Genomic DNA, 15,174 nt, shown 5'->3' on the forward strand with positions numbered 1-15,174 from the left:
CAACGAACGGTGACACCCAGGTGAATTACAGGGGGCGGTGAGGCAGGTGTGACGGGGAACGTACGATCGATGACCGTGCAAGCTCCGGAGAACTCTTCCCGTCGTGGCCGTCGCTCCTCCACCATGGGCGGCATGCCTCTAAGCGACATGCCGTGGTGGCGCTGGCGCAGCAATGTGCGCTCGGCGCTGCACATGCTCTCCGACCCGGTGTTCCAGCGGGACGTCTGGCTGGCCGGCGTGGACGGATACGGCGACGTCACCGACGCCGTCTACCGGCTGGTGGAGGACACCTGGCTGGACAACTGGTCCGCGGAGAAATACGTCGGCACGATCTTCCGCGACTCCCAGGAGGCGGCGCTCGTGGACACCGCCGTACTGCGGGTGCTGCGGATCATGCACCAGGTCGGCCCGGACGCGCCGGTCTCCGCGTATCTCGACCACCAGGGGTGGCCGGATGCGATACGGGCGGCGCGGGACGCGCATGTGCGGATGGCGGCGAGCGACGGGGAGGACCCGGACACGCCGCCCCGGAGCCTGGATGTGCTGCGGATCATGACCAGGTCCGCGTAGCGGACGTGACCGCTGGTGGCGGTGCGGGCATGAGACCCTGTGGTGCATGAATGAGCAGTCTGCGCCCGCCGCCGCACCGGCCGACCAGTACATCCTCACCCTCTTCTGCCCCGACAAGCAGGGCATCGTGCACGCCGTGTCGAGCTACCTCTTCATGACCGGCTGCAACATCGAGGACAGCCAGCAGTTCGGCGACCACGACACGGGTCTGTTCTTCATGCGTGTCCACTTCTCGGCCGAGGCGCCGGTGACCCTGGAGAAGCTGCGGGCGAGCTTCGCGGCGATCGGTGACTCCTTCCACATGGACTGGCAGATCAACCGGGCCGACGAGAAGATGCGGATCCTGCTGATGGTCAGCAAGTTCGGGCACTGCCTGAACGACCTGCTGTTCCGGGCCCGGATCGGCGCGCTTCCGGTGGAGATCGTGGGTGTGGTGTCCAATCACACTGACTTCAAGGAGCTGGTGGGCTCCTACGACATTCCCTTCCACCACATTCCGGTCACGAAGGAGACGAAGTCGGCGGCCGAGGCGAGGGTGTTGGAGATCGTCCGCGAGGAGGGCGTCGAACTGGTCGTCCTCGCCCGCTATATGCAGGTCCTCTCGGACGACCTGTGCAAGCAGCTCAGCGGCCGGATCATCAACATCCACCACTCCTTCCTGCCGAGCTTCAAGGGCGCGAAGCCGTATCACCAGGCGCACGCCCGGGGGGTCAAGCTCATCGGGGCGACCGCGCACTACGTGACCGCCGACCTGGACGAGGGGCCGATCATCGAGCAGGAGGTCGAGCGGGTCGGCCACGGTGTGACCCCGGACCAACTGGTGGCCATCGGCCGCGACGTGGAGTGCCAGGCGCTGGCGCGGGCGGTGAAGTGGCATGCGGAGCGACGCATTCTGCTCAACGGCCGCCGGACGGTCGTGTTCGCCTAGTGCCGGGGCACTGGGCCCTGGGCTACTCCGCGACCGTGAAGTAGCGGGCGAAGGCCGGGATGACGTCCTGCTCGGTGACGGTGCCGTCGGCGTCGGTGTCGAGGGACGCGGCGGTGGCCTCGGCCAGCTCGGCCGGGACGTGCAGGACCCGCAGGACGCGGGCGGTGTCGGCGACCGGGATACGGCCGTCGGCGTCCGCGTCCGCCACCGCGAGGGCCGCGTGCAGGAAGGGGCGGGCGATCTCGGCGAAGCGCTCGGGGTTGTCGCGCAGGCGCTTGACCGCGCCGCTGACGAACTCCTCGCGGGTGATGCGCTGGTCGCCGTCGCGGTCCGCGATGCCGGCCATGCCCTGCCAGAAGGCCTCCGCGCCGGCGTACAGCGCCTGCCCCTTGTCGGAGCGGGCGGTCACGGTGAACTCGGCGAGGAGCGCCTTGGCGGCCGCGCTGAAGTCCTCGCGGTCGATCCAGCCGTTGCCGTCCTGGTCGAAGGTGGCGAACCGGGCGGCGATCCTGCGCTCGTACTCGGTGCTGACCATGTCTGTTCGGACCGCCTTAGGTGTGCGTCGTTGGTGCGGGTGCGTCGTGCGGGTGCGTGACCGACCTCCTGGCAGGGAGCGTATGACGCGGCCGGCCGCCGGATGGCGGGAATCCGGCGACTGTGCCAGGACCGGGGGAATTCTGCGACAACAATGTGGCCTTGTCGCGAAGACGCGGCCGCGGCCGCGCGGCCCGGTCAGGCGGAGAGCGGACCCGCCTCGTCGGACGTGGCGGCCTGGAGGTCGGGGCGGACGTCGAAGAGCCGGCGCACGCCGAGCGCGCCGAGGACCCGGTTGACGTGCGAGCCGTCGTCGGCGCCCCGGTCGGGCAGGATGAGCCGGAGCCGGCCCTGGCAGGATCGGATCAGCCGGCGGGCGGCGATGAGCACGCCGACCCCGCTGGAATCGCAGAAGAAGACGTCGGCGAGGTCCACGACGAGGCTGTGATGCCCCTCGGCGACGACGTCGTGCACACGTTGCCGCAATACCGGCGAGGTCATCAGGTCAAGTTCCCCGGACACCCGGAGCACGGCCCACTCGCCCTGTTCGACGCCGGTCACATTGAATGCCACGTCCCTGCCCCTCCGCTCGCCGGAACTTCCGGAACCGCCCAGAAACGGAAGCAGTTCCTACGCTTGCTTCCGCAGCGGCTGCCCAGCGGCGGTTCCCTGAAACGTGGAGCTGCAAACTAGACGTGATCGACAAGGGACTTGTTTCGGTCACTACCGATCCTGTTCGATCAGATACGTGCAGAGTGTGCGTGAAGGTTATGTGAAGAGGGCACTATCACCTGCGGCGCTTCGAGAGGCGCACATTGACACAAAGGGGCGTGCACTGTCAGAGGTGCCGACTACATTCGGGAGGACGGCGCAGTCAGGCTGGACGGGTCGGACACGGGTGAGAGGAGGAGACCGCATGGCCAAGAAGGACGTACCGCCCCGCTGGGACCGCAGGATGCAGCAGCGGCTCGCCCGCGGAGAGGCAGCCGCCCTGGGCGAGCTGTACGACCGGTTCGCCTCACTCGTGCACGGCCTCGCCCACCGCGTCCTCGGCGAGGAGAAGGCCGCCGACACCCTCACCCGCGAGGTCTTCGCCCACCTCTGGGAACACCCCGAGACCTACGACCCCAAGAAGGGCCCGCTGCGCACCTGGGTCGCCGGGGTCACCCACCGGCTCGCCGTGGAGCGGCTGCGCGAGAGCGAGACCGCCGCGCTGCCGCACGGCGGCGGCTCCGTCGCCGAGCTTGAGCGCAAGGTGCGCCACGCCTCCGTGGCCGCCCGCGCCGACTACATCGTCCACTCCATGCCCGCCCCGCTGCGCGCCGCCCTGGACCTCGCCTACGTCCAGCGCCGCGACTACCGCCGCACCGCCGTCGACCTCGGCGTCACCGAGGACGAGGCCCGCCGCCGGCTCCGCCTCGGCCTGCAACTGCTCTCCACCGCCCACGACACCGGGACACCGCCGGAAGACGGGGGTGCGGTGTGAGCGGAGCGGGACGGTTCGAGCCGTACGACGAGCACGGGGGACGGGGAGAAGAGGACCCCGAGGGGCAGGCGTACGAGGACCGCGAGGGGTACGCGGGTCCGGGCGGCCGGGGTGGCAGCGCCCGCTTCGTCGACGGAGCGGGCGACGGCTCGGCGCAGCCACCGCCCGAAACCGGCGGGCCCGAGCCGAGCCGGCCGCCGCGCATACCGACACCCCGCGCCTCCGTGGAGGACAGCGGGCATCCGCTGCCCGACCCCGCCGACCTGGGGGACCTCGCGCCCGTGCCGCTCGACCTGCCGCACGACGTCCTGAAGTCGCTGCTCGGCGCCTGGGCGCTGGCCGCCTGCTCGGCGGCCGAGACGGCGGCCGTCGAGGAGCACCTGGGCGACTGCGGGGTGTGCGCCGACGAGGCCCGCCGGCTGCGCGAGGCGGTCGGCCTGCTGCACCAGCCGGAGAGCCTCGACCTGGACCCGGGGCTGCGCACCCGCGTCCTGGAGAGCTGTCTGGAGCGCCGGCCGCCGCGCATACCGGTCCCGGAGTGGGCGGCGGCGTACGACGCCGAGACCGCGCGACTGGACGCCCTGCTGCAGGACTTCGGGGACGCCGAGTGGCATGCGCCGGTGCGGCTGCGGTGGTTCGAGGCCGACAAGGCGAGAACGCGGCGTACGACGGTGGCCGGGGTGATCGCGCACCTGCTGTCCGTGGACGGGCTGATCGCCCTCGCGCTCGGCCTGGAGGACCCTCTCCCGCCCTCGGCCCCGCCCCACGCCGAGGCCGCCGGCGCGGCGGAGCATCAGGCGGCGGGGCCGTCCGGGCGCACCGAGGCGTTCTGGCGCACCTCCCACTTCCCGCCCACCCGATCGGTGCGGGGCCCCTGGCGGGAGCAGAGCCACAGCCTGGTGCGCACGGTGTCCTTCACCGGCGGCCAGGCGGGCGGACTCACCGTGTCGTACGGCGACTTCGAGCTGCCGCTGCACGACGCGATGCTGGACCGGGCCTTCGCCTGCTGGATGCATGCCGAGGACATCGCGGACGCGGTGGACTATCCGTACCGGCCGCCCGCGCCGCGGCATCTGAACAAGATGATCGACCTCGCGGCCCGGATGCTGCCCGCCGCGCTGGCCAGGCGCCGGCAGACCGGGCTGGCGGCACCGGCGCGCGGCCGCCACCTCAGCCTGGCCGGCGAGCCCGGCCGCAGCCTGCGCCTGGAGATCGAGGGCGCCGGCGGCGGCGAGTGGCTGATCCCGCTGGACTCCCCCGCGGCGGTGGGCTCCGCCGAGCACGAGGTGGCGCATGTGGCGCTGGACGACGTGGAGTTCTGCCAGTTGGCCGCCGGCCACATTCCTCCGGAGGAGGCCGCGGCGGGACAGGTCGGCGACCGGGAGGCGATCAGGGATGTGCTGTTCGCGACGGCGGGGTTGAGCCGGATGTAGATGGCGTCGGACGCGTTCTCCGCGTCCAGTACGGCACCTATGACGGCAAGCAGTGCGGCAGCGGACTCAAGTGCGCGAGCGTCCGCGAACGCTTCGAGGTAACCGCCGGGGCGTGTGACGGCAAAGGGCTCCTTCCCGGTGGCCGCCTGGTTCACCGATCCGAGTCGCCTCTTCCCTCTCGTCTGTCAGCGGCTCACGCCCGGCCGCGTCTTCGTCTTCTCGCAGCCTCCCGCCAGGGCCGGGTTCCTCAGCGGATACGACAGGCCCACCAGCGAGCCGCTGCTGACGACCTCACGGCGGTCGATCTGGAAATGCGTCACGTCCCCGGCCGACTTTCCCGGATGGGGACGTGACGTCTTGTTCCGCCACTCTTGCCGCGAGCCCGAGCGCCGCGACACAGGCGTGGTCAGCCCATCACCATGAAGACGACGGCTGCCAGGACCAGCGCCATGGCGATCAGGTTCACCAGCAAGGCATTTCGTGAGAGCCAGCTGTCCGCGGTCGGCTTGGGGCGGACGGTCAGTATCACCGCCGTGCAGCCGGCCGCGGCATACAGGGAGACGGGCCGGCTGGAGGGAACGAAGGCGAAAACAGCGAGGCACGCGAGTGCGGCGATTACCACAACGGGGAACAGATAGCGGCTGTTCTGCTTCATCGGACCTTCCTGATTACTCGTCGCGCTCACTTGCAGTAACCGCCCGAGTAGGTTTCGGCCTTCAGCATGGGAAGTTTGATCTTAAGGCATTTGTTGTCGCTGACCGCATTGGATGCGACGGTGGCGGTGTAGCCCGCCCAGATTCCCGTGACTCCGGTAGCCACCACGGCGCCGGCGGGTCCGCCCAGGGCGCCGCCGACGATGCTGGAGAAGGCCAGGCCCGCGGCAAGGGCGTTGCCCTTGTTGCGCATCCACTTGGTTTCCTTCTTGTTGTAGTACACCGTGCCGGTCACCCAGCCCCAGGTGTACTTCGGGTCGGCGACCACGGGGAAGGCGGTGTCCGCAGTGGTGTCGATCTTCTGGATGAGGGTGCTGCCGGAAATCTCGTAGTGGGTGGGGACGGGCTTGCCGCCCGCGTCCTTGGCCCAGGGCGCGTCGAAGGAACCCGCGGACAGCGTGCCGCCGCCCTGCACCGTCCGGACGATCTCCACACTGCCGTTGTCGCCCGGCGCGAGCGCGAAACCGTCCGGGAGCTTCAGGTCGAAGCGCTGCTCGGTGGGGGCAGCGGAGTCCTTCAGGGTGACCAGCGTGCGGGCCCCGCCGTCGGTGGTGGGCTGGACGGCGACGTCGGTGGAGGGCGCCGCTTCGGGGTAGACCACCGTGCCGTTGCCGGTGCTGTGGCCGGTGACGTCCTGACTGTGCGGCAGGCCCACCGCCACGGTGTCGCCGTCGGTGGCGCTGGCCCGGACCTGGCCACTGGACCGGGTGGGAGCGGTGACGGTGGCCGTGCCGTAGTCGGTGCGCGTGGTGGCCTTCGCCGCGACTCCGGGCGCGGTGGCGGCGCGGACCAGATCACCCGTGCCGGTGGCCTTCTCCACGACCGCTGCCGCTCGGGCGTCCTGACTGGAGCCGGAGTCCTCCGCGACAGCGAGCGGGGCGGAGGCGAGCAGAGCGGCGCTCGTGAGTACGGCTATACCGCCCAGCGAACGGTGGCTCTTGCTGAGTGTGGACATGTTTCGTTGCTCCCCGAGAAATTCCTTGCGCCGCCGGAGGTCAAACCGGCGGCGCGATAGCGCGCCGTGATCCTGTCACACCACATGAGCGGCATATATGCCAGGCAGTGGAGACAAGGATCACTGGAACCTTTCGTTCCGGATGCACATCCTGCGGGCGCGGGAATGGGTTTCGTGGGATGGGTTCGCGGGAATTTCCGATGGAGCAGTCGGCGGGTCTAAGGAAGCGGTCCCGAAAAACGCTCTCGCAACTTGTGCTTCAGCACCTTCCGCAGCGTTTCGTTGCGAGGAAGCGCGTCCACCAACTCCAGCCGTTCCGGCAGTTTGTGGGTGGACAGGCCTGCCGAGCGCAGATACAGGACGATCTCCGGCAAGGTCAATTCGGTGAATTCCGGCGGCTGTTCCACAACTGCGCAGACCAACTCCCCCCGGTCGTCGTCCGGCAGGCCGATGACCGCCGCGTCCGCGATCGCGGGATGGGCGGCGAGCAGGTCCTCGATCTCCTTGGCCGAGATGTTCTCGCCCTTGCGGATGATCACGTCCTTCAGCCGGCCGGTGAGGACCAGATGGCCGGAGTCCGTGACACGGCCCAGGTCGCCGGTGCGCAGGAAGCCGTCGGAGTCGAAGGCGGCGGCCGTCTGGGCGGGGTCCAGATAGCCCTGGCAGACGGCCTCGCCGCGCAGCCGTATCTCCCCGTCCACGATCCGGATCTCCATGCCGGCCGGGGGGCGGCCCTCGGTCGTCGCCAGGTTCTCCGGGGTGTCGCGCGGATCGCCCATGGTGATCATCGGGACCTCGGTCATGCCGTAGCCATGGGTCAGCTGGACGCCCATCTCGCGGACCACCGAGTGGTAGACCTCGGGGGGTTTGGGCGCGCCGCCGCCCGCGAGCAGGCGCAGGGAGGGGACGACCCTGTCGCCCGGCTGTCTGCGCTGCTCGGCGAGGAAGAGCGAGTAGAACGCCGTGGAGCCGCCGGCCACCGTCACCCGGTGCCGCCGGTACTCGGGCAGCGCGTCCGGCAGCGCGAAGTGCTCGAACATCACCGCCGGGAAGCCGTACAGCAGGAGCATCACCAGGTAGTCGGGGCCGCCTATGTGGGCGTACGGGAAGGCGATCGAGCCCACGTCGTCGGCCGTCAGCCTCAGCGCGTGGGCCAGGCAGGAGCCGCCGGCGATCAGCGAGCGGTCGGTGTGCAGCACGCCCTTGGGGTCGGAGGTGGTGCCCGAGGTCCAGTAGATCCAGCGGACCGACGTGCCCTCGGCGGGCGGGGCGGGCAGCACGGACGGGTCGCCGTCGGGCAGGGTGTCGTACGCCTCGAAGATCCCCTTCGCGCCGAGGCGGCGGGCCATCTCCGTGTGGTCGTGGCCGCGCCACACGCCGGGCACCGCGAAGAACTCCGCCTTCGACTCGCGGAGCGCGAAGCCGACCTCCCGGTCCCGGTAGAAGGGGATCACCGGGGACTGCACGGCGCCGAGGCGGGCCAGGGCGAAGGACAGCAGGGTCGTCTCGATGCGGGTGGGCAGCTGCCAGGCGACCACCGTGCCGGGGCGCACGCCCATGCCGTACAGGCCGGCCGCCACCCGCTCGGCACGCGCGCGCAGTCCGCCGAAGGTGAGCGCGCGGTCCTCCTGGAGCAGGACCGGGCGCGCGGGGGTCAGGTCCGCCCGGCGGACGACCAGCTCCCACAGCGTGCGGGAGGAACCCAGGGAGTGCGGGGTCTCGGTCATGTATGCCCCCTGACCGGCTTGGCTGACGGACCGTCAGCTGTCATGCTATCTGACGGACCATCAGATAAGTACTGTCCGGCGGCAGGAACACGGAGGGGAACCATGACCGAACTGCCCCGCATCATCAGCGTCGACGACCACGTGATCGAACCCGCCCACCTCTTCGAGACCTGGCTGCCGGCCAGGTACCGGGACCGCGGGCCCAGGCCGCTGACCGCCGGCATCGGGGAGCTGGCCTACGTCGGCGGCAAGTACCGGATCACCATGGACCCGGCGGGCCAGCCGACCGACTGGTGGATCTACGAGGACCTGAAGTTCCCGTACAAGCGCAACATCGCCGCCGTCGGCTTCGACCGGGACGAGATGACGCTGGAGGGGATCACCCGGGAGCAGATGCGGCGCGGCTGCTGGGACCCCGAGGCGCGCCTCGCGGACATGGATCTCAACCATGTGGAGGCCAGCCTCTGCTTCCCCACCTTTCCCCGCTTCTGCGGGCAGACCTTCGCCGAGGCGCACGACAAGGAGGTCGCCCTCGCCTGCGTGCGCGCCTACAACGACTGGATGGTGGAGGAGTGGTGCGGGGACAGCGGCGGGCGGCTGATCCCGCTGTGCCTCATTCCGCTGTGGGACGTGGAGCTGGCCGTCGCCGAGATCCGGCGCAACGCCGGGCGCGGGGTGCGGGCCGTGACCTTCTCCGAGATCCCCACCCACCTCGGGCTGCCCTCCATCCACTCCGGCTACTGGGACCCGTTCTTCGCCGTCTGCCAGGAGACGGGCACGGTCGTCAACATGCACATCGGCAGCAGCTCGCAGATGCCCGCCGCCTCCCCGGACGCCCCGCCCGCCGTCCAGGCCTCGCTCAGCTTCAACAACGCGATGGCCTCGATGATGGACTACCTCTTCAGCGGGGTCCTGGTGAAGTTCCCCCGGCTCAGACTCGCCTACTCCGAGGGGCAGATGGGATGGGTGCCGTACGCCCTGGAGCGCGCCGACGACGTATGGGAGGAGCACCGGGCCTGGGGCGGGGTCAGGGACCTCATCCCCGAGCCTCCGTCCACGTACTACTACCGGCAGATCTTCTGCTGCTTCTTCCGCGACATGCACGGAGTCGCCTCGATCGACGTCGTCGGCCGCGACAACGCCACCTTCGAGACCGACTACCCGCACGTCGACTCGACCTTCCCGCACACCAAGGAGGTCGCCCTCGACCATGTGAAGGGCCTGGACGACGAGACCGTGTACAAGCTGATGCGGGGCAACGCGATCCGCATGCTCGGCCTGGACCTCGACCGCTGATGGACCTCTCGTACACGCCCGAGGAGGAGGAGTTCCGGGCCCGGCTGCGGGAATGGCTCGGCAAGGTGCTGCCCACCCTGCCCGCCAGGCCGTCCCCGGACGACTGGTCCGCGCGCAGGGCCTGCGACCTGGGCTGGCAGCGGATGCTGTACGACGCCGGGTACGCCGACGTCCACTGGGACGCCTCCCCGACCACCCGGCTCATCTTCCTGGAGGAGACGGAGGAAGCGGGCGCCCCGTACGTCGGAGCCAACTTCGTGGGCCTGCTGCACGCCGGCCCGACCATCGCCGCCGAGGGCACGCCCGGGCAGCGGGCGCGCTGGCTCCCGCCGATCCTGCGCGGCGAGGAGGTGTGGTGCCAGGGGTTCAGCGAGCCCGGCGCCGGCTCCGACCTCGCCGCGCTGCGCACGCGCGCGTGGCGCGACGGCGACGACTACGTGGTGAGCGGGTCCAAGATCTGGACCTCCCACGCCGAGGTCGCCGACTGGTGCGAACTGCTCGTCCGCACGGACCCACAGGCCCCCAGGCACCAGGGCATCACCTGGCTGGCCATGCCCATGGACGCCGACGGCGTCACCGTACGGCCGCTGCGCACGCTCGCCGGCTCCGCGGAGTTCGCCGAGGTCTTCCTGGACGAGGTCCGGGTGCCGGTCGGCAACCGGGTCGGCGCGGAGAACGACGGCTGGCGGGTGACCATGGTGACCCTGTCCTTCGAACGCGGCACGGCCTTCGTCGGAGAGGTCGTCGCCTGCCGCCGGGTGCTCGGCGAACTCGCCCGCGCGGCACGGGAGAACGGCCGCTGGGACGATCCCGTGCTGCGGCGCCGGCTCGGGCGGCTGGAGGCGGAGTTCCGGGCGCTGTGGCGGCTGACCCAGTGGAACGTGAGCGAGGCGGAGGCGAACGGCGGGGTGCCGGGCACGGGCGGCTCGGTCTTCAAGCTCCGCTACTCGCACGCCCGCCAGGAGCTGTACGACGCCGCGGCCGACGTCCTCGGGCCGGACGGCCTCGACCTGGACCGGCCCTGGGTCCTCGACCGCCTGTCCTCCCTGTCGTACACGATCGCCGCCGGAACCTCTCAGATCCAGCGCAACATCGTGGCCGAACGGATCCTGGGCCTGCCGAAGGGGAGATGAGCATGCGGTTCCAACTCACCGATGACCAGCGGATCTTGAAGGCCGGTGTACGGGAGCTGCTGGAACGCCGGTTCGGACGGGAGGCGTTGCGGGCCGCCGTCGACGCGCCGGGGCGGCTCGACCGGGCGCTGTGGCGGGCGCTCGGGGACGCCGGGTTCTTCGCCCTGCGGCTGCCCGAGGCGGACGGCGGGGTCGGACTGGGCCTGCCGGAGGCGGTGCTGGCCTTCGAGGAGGCGGGGCGGGCCCTGCTCCCCGGCCCGCTCGTGGCCAGCCACTTGGCCGCCGCGACCGTGCCGGGAGCGGCCACGGGGGAGACGGTCGTGACGGCGGTGGACGGGGAACTCGTGGAGTGGCTGGAGGCGGCGGACGTCGTCCAAGGCGACACGGCCGGGGCCGTACCCCTGCGCTCACTGGACCCGCTGACGCCCCTCCACCGGACGTCCCCGGCCGCGAGCGGTCGCGCCTCCTGCGGCGTGGCCACCCTGCTCACCGCCGCCGAGCAGCTGGGCACCGCCGTGCGCGTGGGTGAGCTGGCCGTGCAACACGCCCGGACCCGTGAGCAGTTCGGGCAGCCGATCGGTGCCTTCCAGGCCGTCAAGCACCTCTGCGCGGACCTGCTGGTGCGAGCCGAGACCGCGCGTGTCGCCGTCTACGCGGCCGCCGTCACCGCCGACCCCGCCGACATCGCCGCCGCCCGGCTGCTCGCCGACGAGGCCGCCGTACGGGGCGCCCGTGACTGCCTCCAGGTGCACGGCGGCATGGGGTTCACCTGGGAGGCGGATGTGCATCTGCATCTGAAACGGGCCTGGGTGCGGGCCCGGCGTGGTGGCGCGAGCACGGAGAGTGAGGAACTGCTCGCCGCGCGACTGGCGGCCTGAGCCCTCGCCGGCCCCCTGGGCTGCGGCGGCGGGAAAGCCATGGCCCACGATGTCGCGGATCGTGGCAAGTCGGTATCACGGAGCGTTGATACCTGGTTGTGTCCTTCAAGGGACTCGTCACGGCCCGGAGTCGGCTGTCCCCTCCGGTACCTTGTGTGGGATGCGAGTGGCTGCGAGCGCGGGCCGAGCCGGCGGTGCCCCTGGGGCGGTGCCGGGTCGCGCGGTGCGCGTCGCTGCTCGCGGTGCGGTGACGGCCTCGGCCGTCGCCTGTTCGACACCCCGGCATGAGCGTCGCACAGTATGCCTCACGCGTACTCCTTCGCGCTGGAATATGCCCGAAGCGCTTGTTGGGGTGACTGTACGTCAACCATGCTGGTTCCCAAGGGAATCACGTTCCGTGACCCTTGCTCTGGCCGTTGTTCTGGCCATGCAGAAAATGGCTACGATCGTGGCCCTCGTGATCGTCGTCACGGCTTTCGCCGTGACGGCCGGTTGGCGTGGGGTCATGTGTCCGCCGGTTCGGATGGTGTGAGCGGTGCAGGTGCTTCAAGTGCAGCTGGAGATCCGGCCCGACCCGACGGAGGTGGGGCGGGCGAGGAGGTGGGCCCGCTCGCGACTCGCCGGGCTGGGCATAGCGGCCGACGAGCCGCTGGCCGAGACCCTGATCCTGCTCGTCTCCGAGCTGGTGACCAACGCGGTGGTGCACACCGGCCGCACGGCCGTGCTGCGCCTCTCCCTGCCGGGCACGGAGACCGAGACGGCCGAGAGTGCCGGGACGGTCGAGAGTGCCGGGACGGTCGAGCCGTCCGAGCTGTGCGAGCCGTCCGGGCCCTCCGAGGCGGTGGAGAAGGCCGAGCGGTCCGAAGGCGCCGAGTGCTCCGAACGGCCCGAACGCCCCGAACGGTCCGAGGAGCCCGAGCAGTCCGCGAAGGCCGACACGCTCGCGGCGGCCACCGTGCGCGTCGAGGTGGCCGACAGCAGCTCCCGCGCCCCCGTGCCGCGCTGCGCCGGCGGTGACGCCACCGGCGGCCGGGGCCTCGCCCTCGTCGACTGCCTGGCCGATCGCTGGGGCTGGAGCCCGGAAGGCGCCGGCAAGAGCATCTGGTGCGAACTGGACCGCTGTTCGCAGCCGAAGGAGAGCGCAGCGATGGCGTACGGGGGCGGACTGTCCGCGTACGAGGATCTCGCCTTCGAGGCGGTGTAGCACCCGGCGCCGTGATGCGCCGGGGGTGCATCCGTGCGCGGGTGCCCTGAACAGGGTGTACGTAACAAATCCCCGTACCGGCGTTGACGACCCGTCACCCTCTGATCACGCTTGTGGGCGACGATTCGCCGCGAGGGGACGGCGAGGGCCTGGGTGACGGCGGCCCTCGCCGAGTGTGGGTCGCACCCGGTGGGCGGCGCGTGCGCAGGACGGTGGGGGGAGGCGGGCGCGCCGCCGGCCGGCCGAACGCCCGGCGCGGGAAGCGTCGGTGGGCACGCTCAGAGGACGGCCACCGGTGCCACCGGGGTGCCCGTCGCGCCGACGAACGGCTCGGGCATCGCCGACAACAGGAACGCGTACCGCCCTTCTTCTCCACAGGCTGTGGACAACTCTTCGAGATTCCAGTTCTGGCCCTGGAGCATCCCCATCTCCACCAGGTCCAGGGCGTGCACCGGCAACCAGAGATTCTCCGACTCGGGCGGAAATATCTCAAAAGTGAGCGTGTCGTTCGCGACCGCCGCGACATCGCGCGCGTGGAACCACTCCGGCGTACGGAGGGACAGCCCCGGCGACGGATAGCCGTACCCGTGCCGGTCCCCGGCCAGATACACCTGCACCTGCCCGGTCCGCACCAGTACGACATCCCCGGCCCGCACCCGGACACCGCCGAACTCCTCCGCCGCCTCCAGATCCTCCGGCGTGACCGCGTGGCCCCCCGCCAGCCGGTCCACGCCACGCGCGCGTGCCACGTCCAGCAGCACCCCGCGCGAGACGACGTGCCGCGCCTTGTCGATCCCGCCGAACTCCGCGCCGCCGTGCGCGGTGACCGTGTGCGCCGGGCGGCCGTTGTAGAGCCTGCCCGAGTGTGAGACATGGGTGAGCGCGTCCCAGTGCGTGCCCGCCTGCAGGCCCATGGTCACCGCGTCGTCGCTGCACGCCACCGTGCCCGGCCCGAACAGCTCCTGGTTGATCTGCACCATGGTGTGGAGGGGGTTGACCCGCCCGGGGATCACGCCGGTCTGCACGCCGTCCTGCCGCAGGGGGAGGGCGAGCGGGACGCGGCGGCCGGTGCGGACCTCGGTGGCGGCCGCGCGTACGACCTCGTCGGTGATCAGATTCAGTGTGCCGCTCTCGTCGTCGGCGCCCCAGCGCCCCCAGTTGTTCACGCGCCCCGCGATCTCGTGGAACTCCTCCGGCAGTGCCATCCGGTGCCTCCCCGGGGCTTGTGTCCGCGCATCCGACGCGCCATAGAATCTAACGGACCGTCAGAAACCGCGGGAAGGGGCCGGGCGTGGGGAACTTCTTGGCAGGAAAGGTCGTCGCCGTGACCGGTGCCGGACGCGGTATCGGCCGGGCGGTCGCACGGGCGGCCGCCGCCGAGGGGGCGAGGGTCGTCGTCAACGACTACGGCGTCGCCATGGACGGCGCCTCGCCCACGAGCGAGGTCGCCGAGGCCGTCGTCAAGGAGATCGAGGCGGCGGGCGGTCAGGCCGTCGCGGTGGCCGACGACATCTCCACGATGGCGGGCGGGCAACGGGTCGTCGACGCGGCCCTGTCGTCGTACGGCCGTCTCGACGGCGTCGTGTGCGTGGCCGGGATCCTGCGCGAGCGGATGCTGTTCAACATGAGCGAGGAGGAGTGGGATCCGGTGATCGCCACCCACCTCAAGGGCACGTTCACCGTCTTCCGGGCGGCGTCCGCGGTGATGCGGGGGCAGCGCTCCGGCACGCTGATCGGTTTCACCAGCGGCAACCACCAGGGGTCGGTGTCCCAGGCCAACTACAGCGCGGCCAAGGGCGGGATCATCTCGCTCGTGCGGAGCGCGGCTCTCGGGCTGCACAAGTACGGGGTGACCGCGAACGCGGTGGCGCCGGTGGCGCGTACGCGGATGTCGGCGAACGTGCCCATGGAGCTGACCGAGATCGGCGAGCCGGAGGATGTGGCGGCGCTGGTGGTGTACCTGCTGTCCGACGGGGCGGCGGAGCAGGGGATCACCGGGCAGGTGTACACCGTCGCCGGACCGAGGATCGCGGTGTGGGCCCAGCCGCGGGAACTCCGTTCGGTCCACGGGGAGGGGTCCTGGACGCCGGAGCGGATCGCCGAGGTCCTGCCGGGGGCGGTGGGGGTGGATCCGATGCCGATGCTGTCCCAGCTTTCGGCGATGGAATCGGCGGCGCGAGGTGGGTACCGGCCGAACGCCCAGTAGCTCGGAGCGTGTCGTGGTCCGGCGGCTGCGGGTGCGTGGTGGCTTGTCGCGCAGTTCCCCGCGCCCCTGGGGAACTGCAGTGCCGACGCTTTCGAGGCACCCAATCTAAAG

Annotated in this window: 15 protein-coding genes and 3 pseudogenes; 12 read left to right on the forward strand and 6 right to left on the reverse strand. The window is 71.0% G+C overall.

Going from position 1 to position 15,174, the window contains the following annotated elements; genetic code table 11:
• Positions 1–69: 69 nt before the first annotated feature.
• On the forward strand, positions 70–570 hold the full coding sequence (locus AB0L75_RS08395; RefSeq protein ID WP_365177112.1) for a hypothetical protein: 501 nt from the start codon (positions 70–72) through the stop codon (positions 568–570).
• Between the two features lie 46 nt (positions 571–616).
• Positions 617–1,498, forward strand: a complete 882-nt coding sequence (purU, locus tag AB0L75_RS08400) for a formyltetrahydrofolate deformylase (protein ID WP_365177114.1) — start codon at positions 617–619, stop codon at positions 1,496–1,498.
• 22 nt (positions 1,499–1,520) lie between these two features.
• Here the strand turns inward: purU and AB0L75_RS08405 are convergent, their stop codons facing one another.
• Both AB0L75_RS08405 and AB0L75_RS08410 read right to left on the reverse strand, forming a co-directional pair.
• Positions 1,521–2,033, reverse strand: coding sequence for an EF-hand domain-containing protein (locus AB0L75_RS08405; RefSeq protein ID WP_365177117.1), 513 nt, complete (start codon positions 2,031–2,033; stop codon positions 1,521–1,523).
• 197 nt (positions 2,034–2,230) lie between these two features.
• Entirely contained in the window at positions 2,231–2,605 is a 375-nt protein-coding gene (locus tag AB0L75_RS08410) for an STAS domain-containing protein (RefSeq protein WP_365177120.1), read from the reverse strand.
• Positions 2,606–2,948: 343 nt separating this feature from the next.
• On the opposite strand from AB0L75_RS08410, the gene AB0L75_RS08415 reads away from it, so the two are divergent.
• The 3 genes and pseudogenes from AB0L75_RS08415 to AB0L75_RS08425 all read left to right on the forward strand — a co-directional run.
• Positions 2,949–3,518 (forward strand): sigma-70 family RNA polymerase sigma factor, encoded by a 570-nt coding sequence (locus AB0L75_RS08415; protein WP_365177123.1) that lies wholly within the window; start codon positions 2,949–2,951, stop codon positions 3,516–3,518.
• Entirely contained in the window at positions 3,515–4,951 is a 1,437-nt protein-coding gene (locus AB0L75_RS08420) for an MDMPI N domain containing protein (RefSeq protein WP_365177126.1), read from the forward strand. Before AB0L75_RS08415 ends, AB0L75_RS08420 begins: the two co-directional genes overlap by 4 nt.
• A 141-nt stretch (positions 4,952–5,092) precedes the next feature.
• Positions 5,093–5,185: pseudogene (locus AB0L75_RS08425) on the forward strand (SAM-dependent methyltransferase); the annotation flags it as partial.
• Positions 5,186–5,357: 172 nt separating this feature from the next.
• On the opposite strand, the gene AB0L75_RS08430 reads toward AB0L75_RS08425, so the two are convergent.
• The 3 genes from AB0L75_RS08430 to AB0L75_RS08440 all read right to left on the reverse strand — a co-directional run bounded on the left by AB0L75_RS08430 (position 5,358) and on the right by AB0L75_RS08440 (position 8,346).
• Positions 5,358–5,606, reverse strand: coding sequence for a hypothetical protein (locus AB0L75_RS08430; RefSeq protein ID WP_365177128.1), 249 nt, complete (start codon positions 5,604–5,606; stop codon positions 5,358–5,360).
• 26 nt (positions 5,607–5,632) lie between these two features.
• Positions 5,633–6,619: a hypothetical protein gene (locus tag AB0L75_RS08435; protein ID WP_365177131.1), complete on the reverse strand. Its 987-nt coding sequence runs from the start codon at positions 6,617–6,619 to the stop codon at positions 5,633–5,635.
• Between the two features lie 218 nt (positions 6,620–6,837).
• Positions 6,838–8,346, reverse strand: a complete 1,509-nt coding sequence (locus AB0L75_RS08440) for an AMP-binding protein (protein ID WP_365177134.1) — start codon at positions 8,344–8,346, stop codon at positions 6,838–6,840.
• Positions 8,347–8,448: 102 nt separating this feature from the next.
• Between AB0L75_RS08440 and AB0L75_RS08445 the strand changes: the two genes are divergently transcribed.
• From AB0L75_RS08445 to AB0L75_RS08470, 6 genes and pseudogenes are all read left to right on the forward strand, one after another.
• Positions 8,449–9,642 (forward strand): amidohydrolase family protein, encoded by a 1,194-nt coding sequence (locus AB0L75_RS08445; protein WP_365177137.1) that lies wholly within the window; start codon positions 8,449–8,451, stop codon positions 9,640–9,642.
• Positions 9,642–10,775 carry an acyl-CoA dehydrogenase gene (locus tag AB0L75_RS08450; RefSeq protein ID WP_365177140.1) on the forward strand — a complete coding sequence of 378 codons (1,134 nt, stop codon included), beginning with the start codon at positions 9,642–9,644 and terminating at the stop codon, positions 10,773–10,775. The genes AB0L75_RS08445 and AB0L75_RS08450 overlap by 1 nt, the downstream gene beginning before the upstream one ends.
• A 2-nt stretch (positions 10,776–10,777) precedes the next feature.
• Positions 10,778–11,653 carry an acyl-CoA dehydrogenase family protein gene (locus AB0L75_RS08455; protein ID WP_365177142.1) on the forward strand — a complete coding sequence of 292 codons (876 nt, stop codon included), beginning with the start codon at positions 10,778–10,780 and terminating at the stop codon, positions 11,651–11,653.
• A gap of 397 nt (positions 11,654–12,050) precedes the next feature.
• Positions 12,051–12,185: a hypothetical protein gene (locus AB0L75_RS08460; protein ID WP_365177145.1), complete on the forward strand. Its 135-nt coding sequence runs from the start codon at positions 12,051–12,053 to the stop codon at positions 12,183–12,185.
• 18 nt (positions 12,186–12,203) lie between these two features.
• Positions 12,204–12,398: pseudogene (locus tag AB0L75_RS08465) on the forward strand (ATP-binding protein); the annotation flags it as partial.
• A 201-nt stretch (positions 12,399–12,599) separates the two neighbouring features.
• Positions 12,600–12,857 (forward strand): annotated as a pseudogene (locus AB0L75_RS08470) (ATP-binding protein); the annotation flags it as partial.
• A gap of 278 nt (positions 12,858–13,135) precedes the next feature.
• On the opposite strand, the gene AB0L75_RS08475 reads toward AB0L75_RS08470, so the two are convergent.
• Positions 13,136–14,062: a cyclase family protein gene (locus AB0L75_RS08475; RefSeq protein WP_365177148.1), complete on the reverse strand. Its 927-nt coding sequence runs from the start codon at positions 14,060–14,062 to the stop codon at positions 13,136–13,138.
• Between the two features lie 86 nt (positions 14,063–14,148).
• Here AB0L75_RS08475 and AB0L75_RS08480 point away from each other — a divergent pair, with 86 nt between their 5' ends.
• Positions 14,149–15,063, forward strand: coding sequence for an SDR family NAD(P)-dependent oxidoreductase (locus tag AB0L75_RS08480; RefSeq protein ID WP_365177150.1), 915 nt, complete (start codon positions 14,149–14,151; stop codon positions 15,061–15,063).
• Positions 15,064–15,174: the final 111 nt, after the last annotated feature.

The sequence above is a fragment of the Streptomyces sp. NPDC052101 genome (assembly GCF_040680235.1).
Lineage (GTDB): Bacteria > Actinomycetota > Actinomycetes > Streptomycetales > Streptomycetaceae > Streptomyces.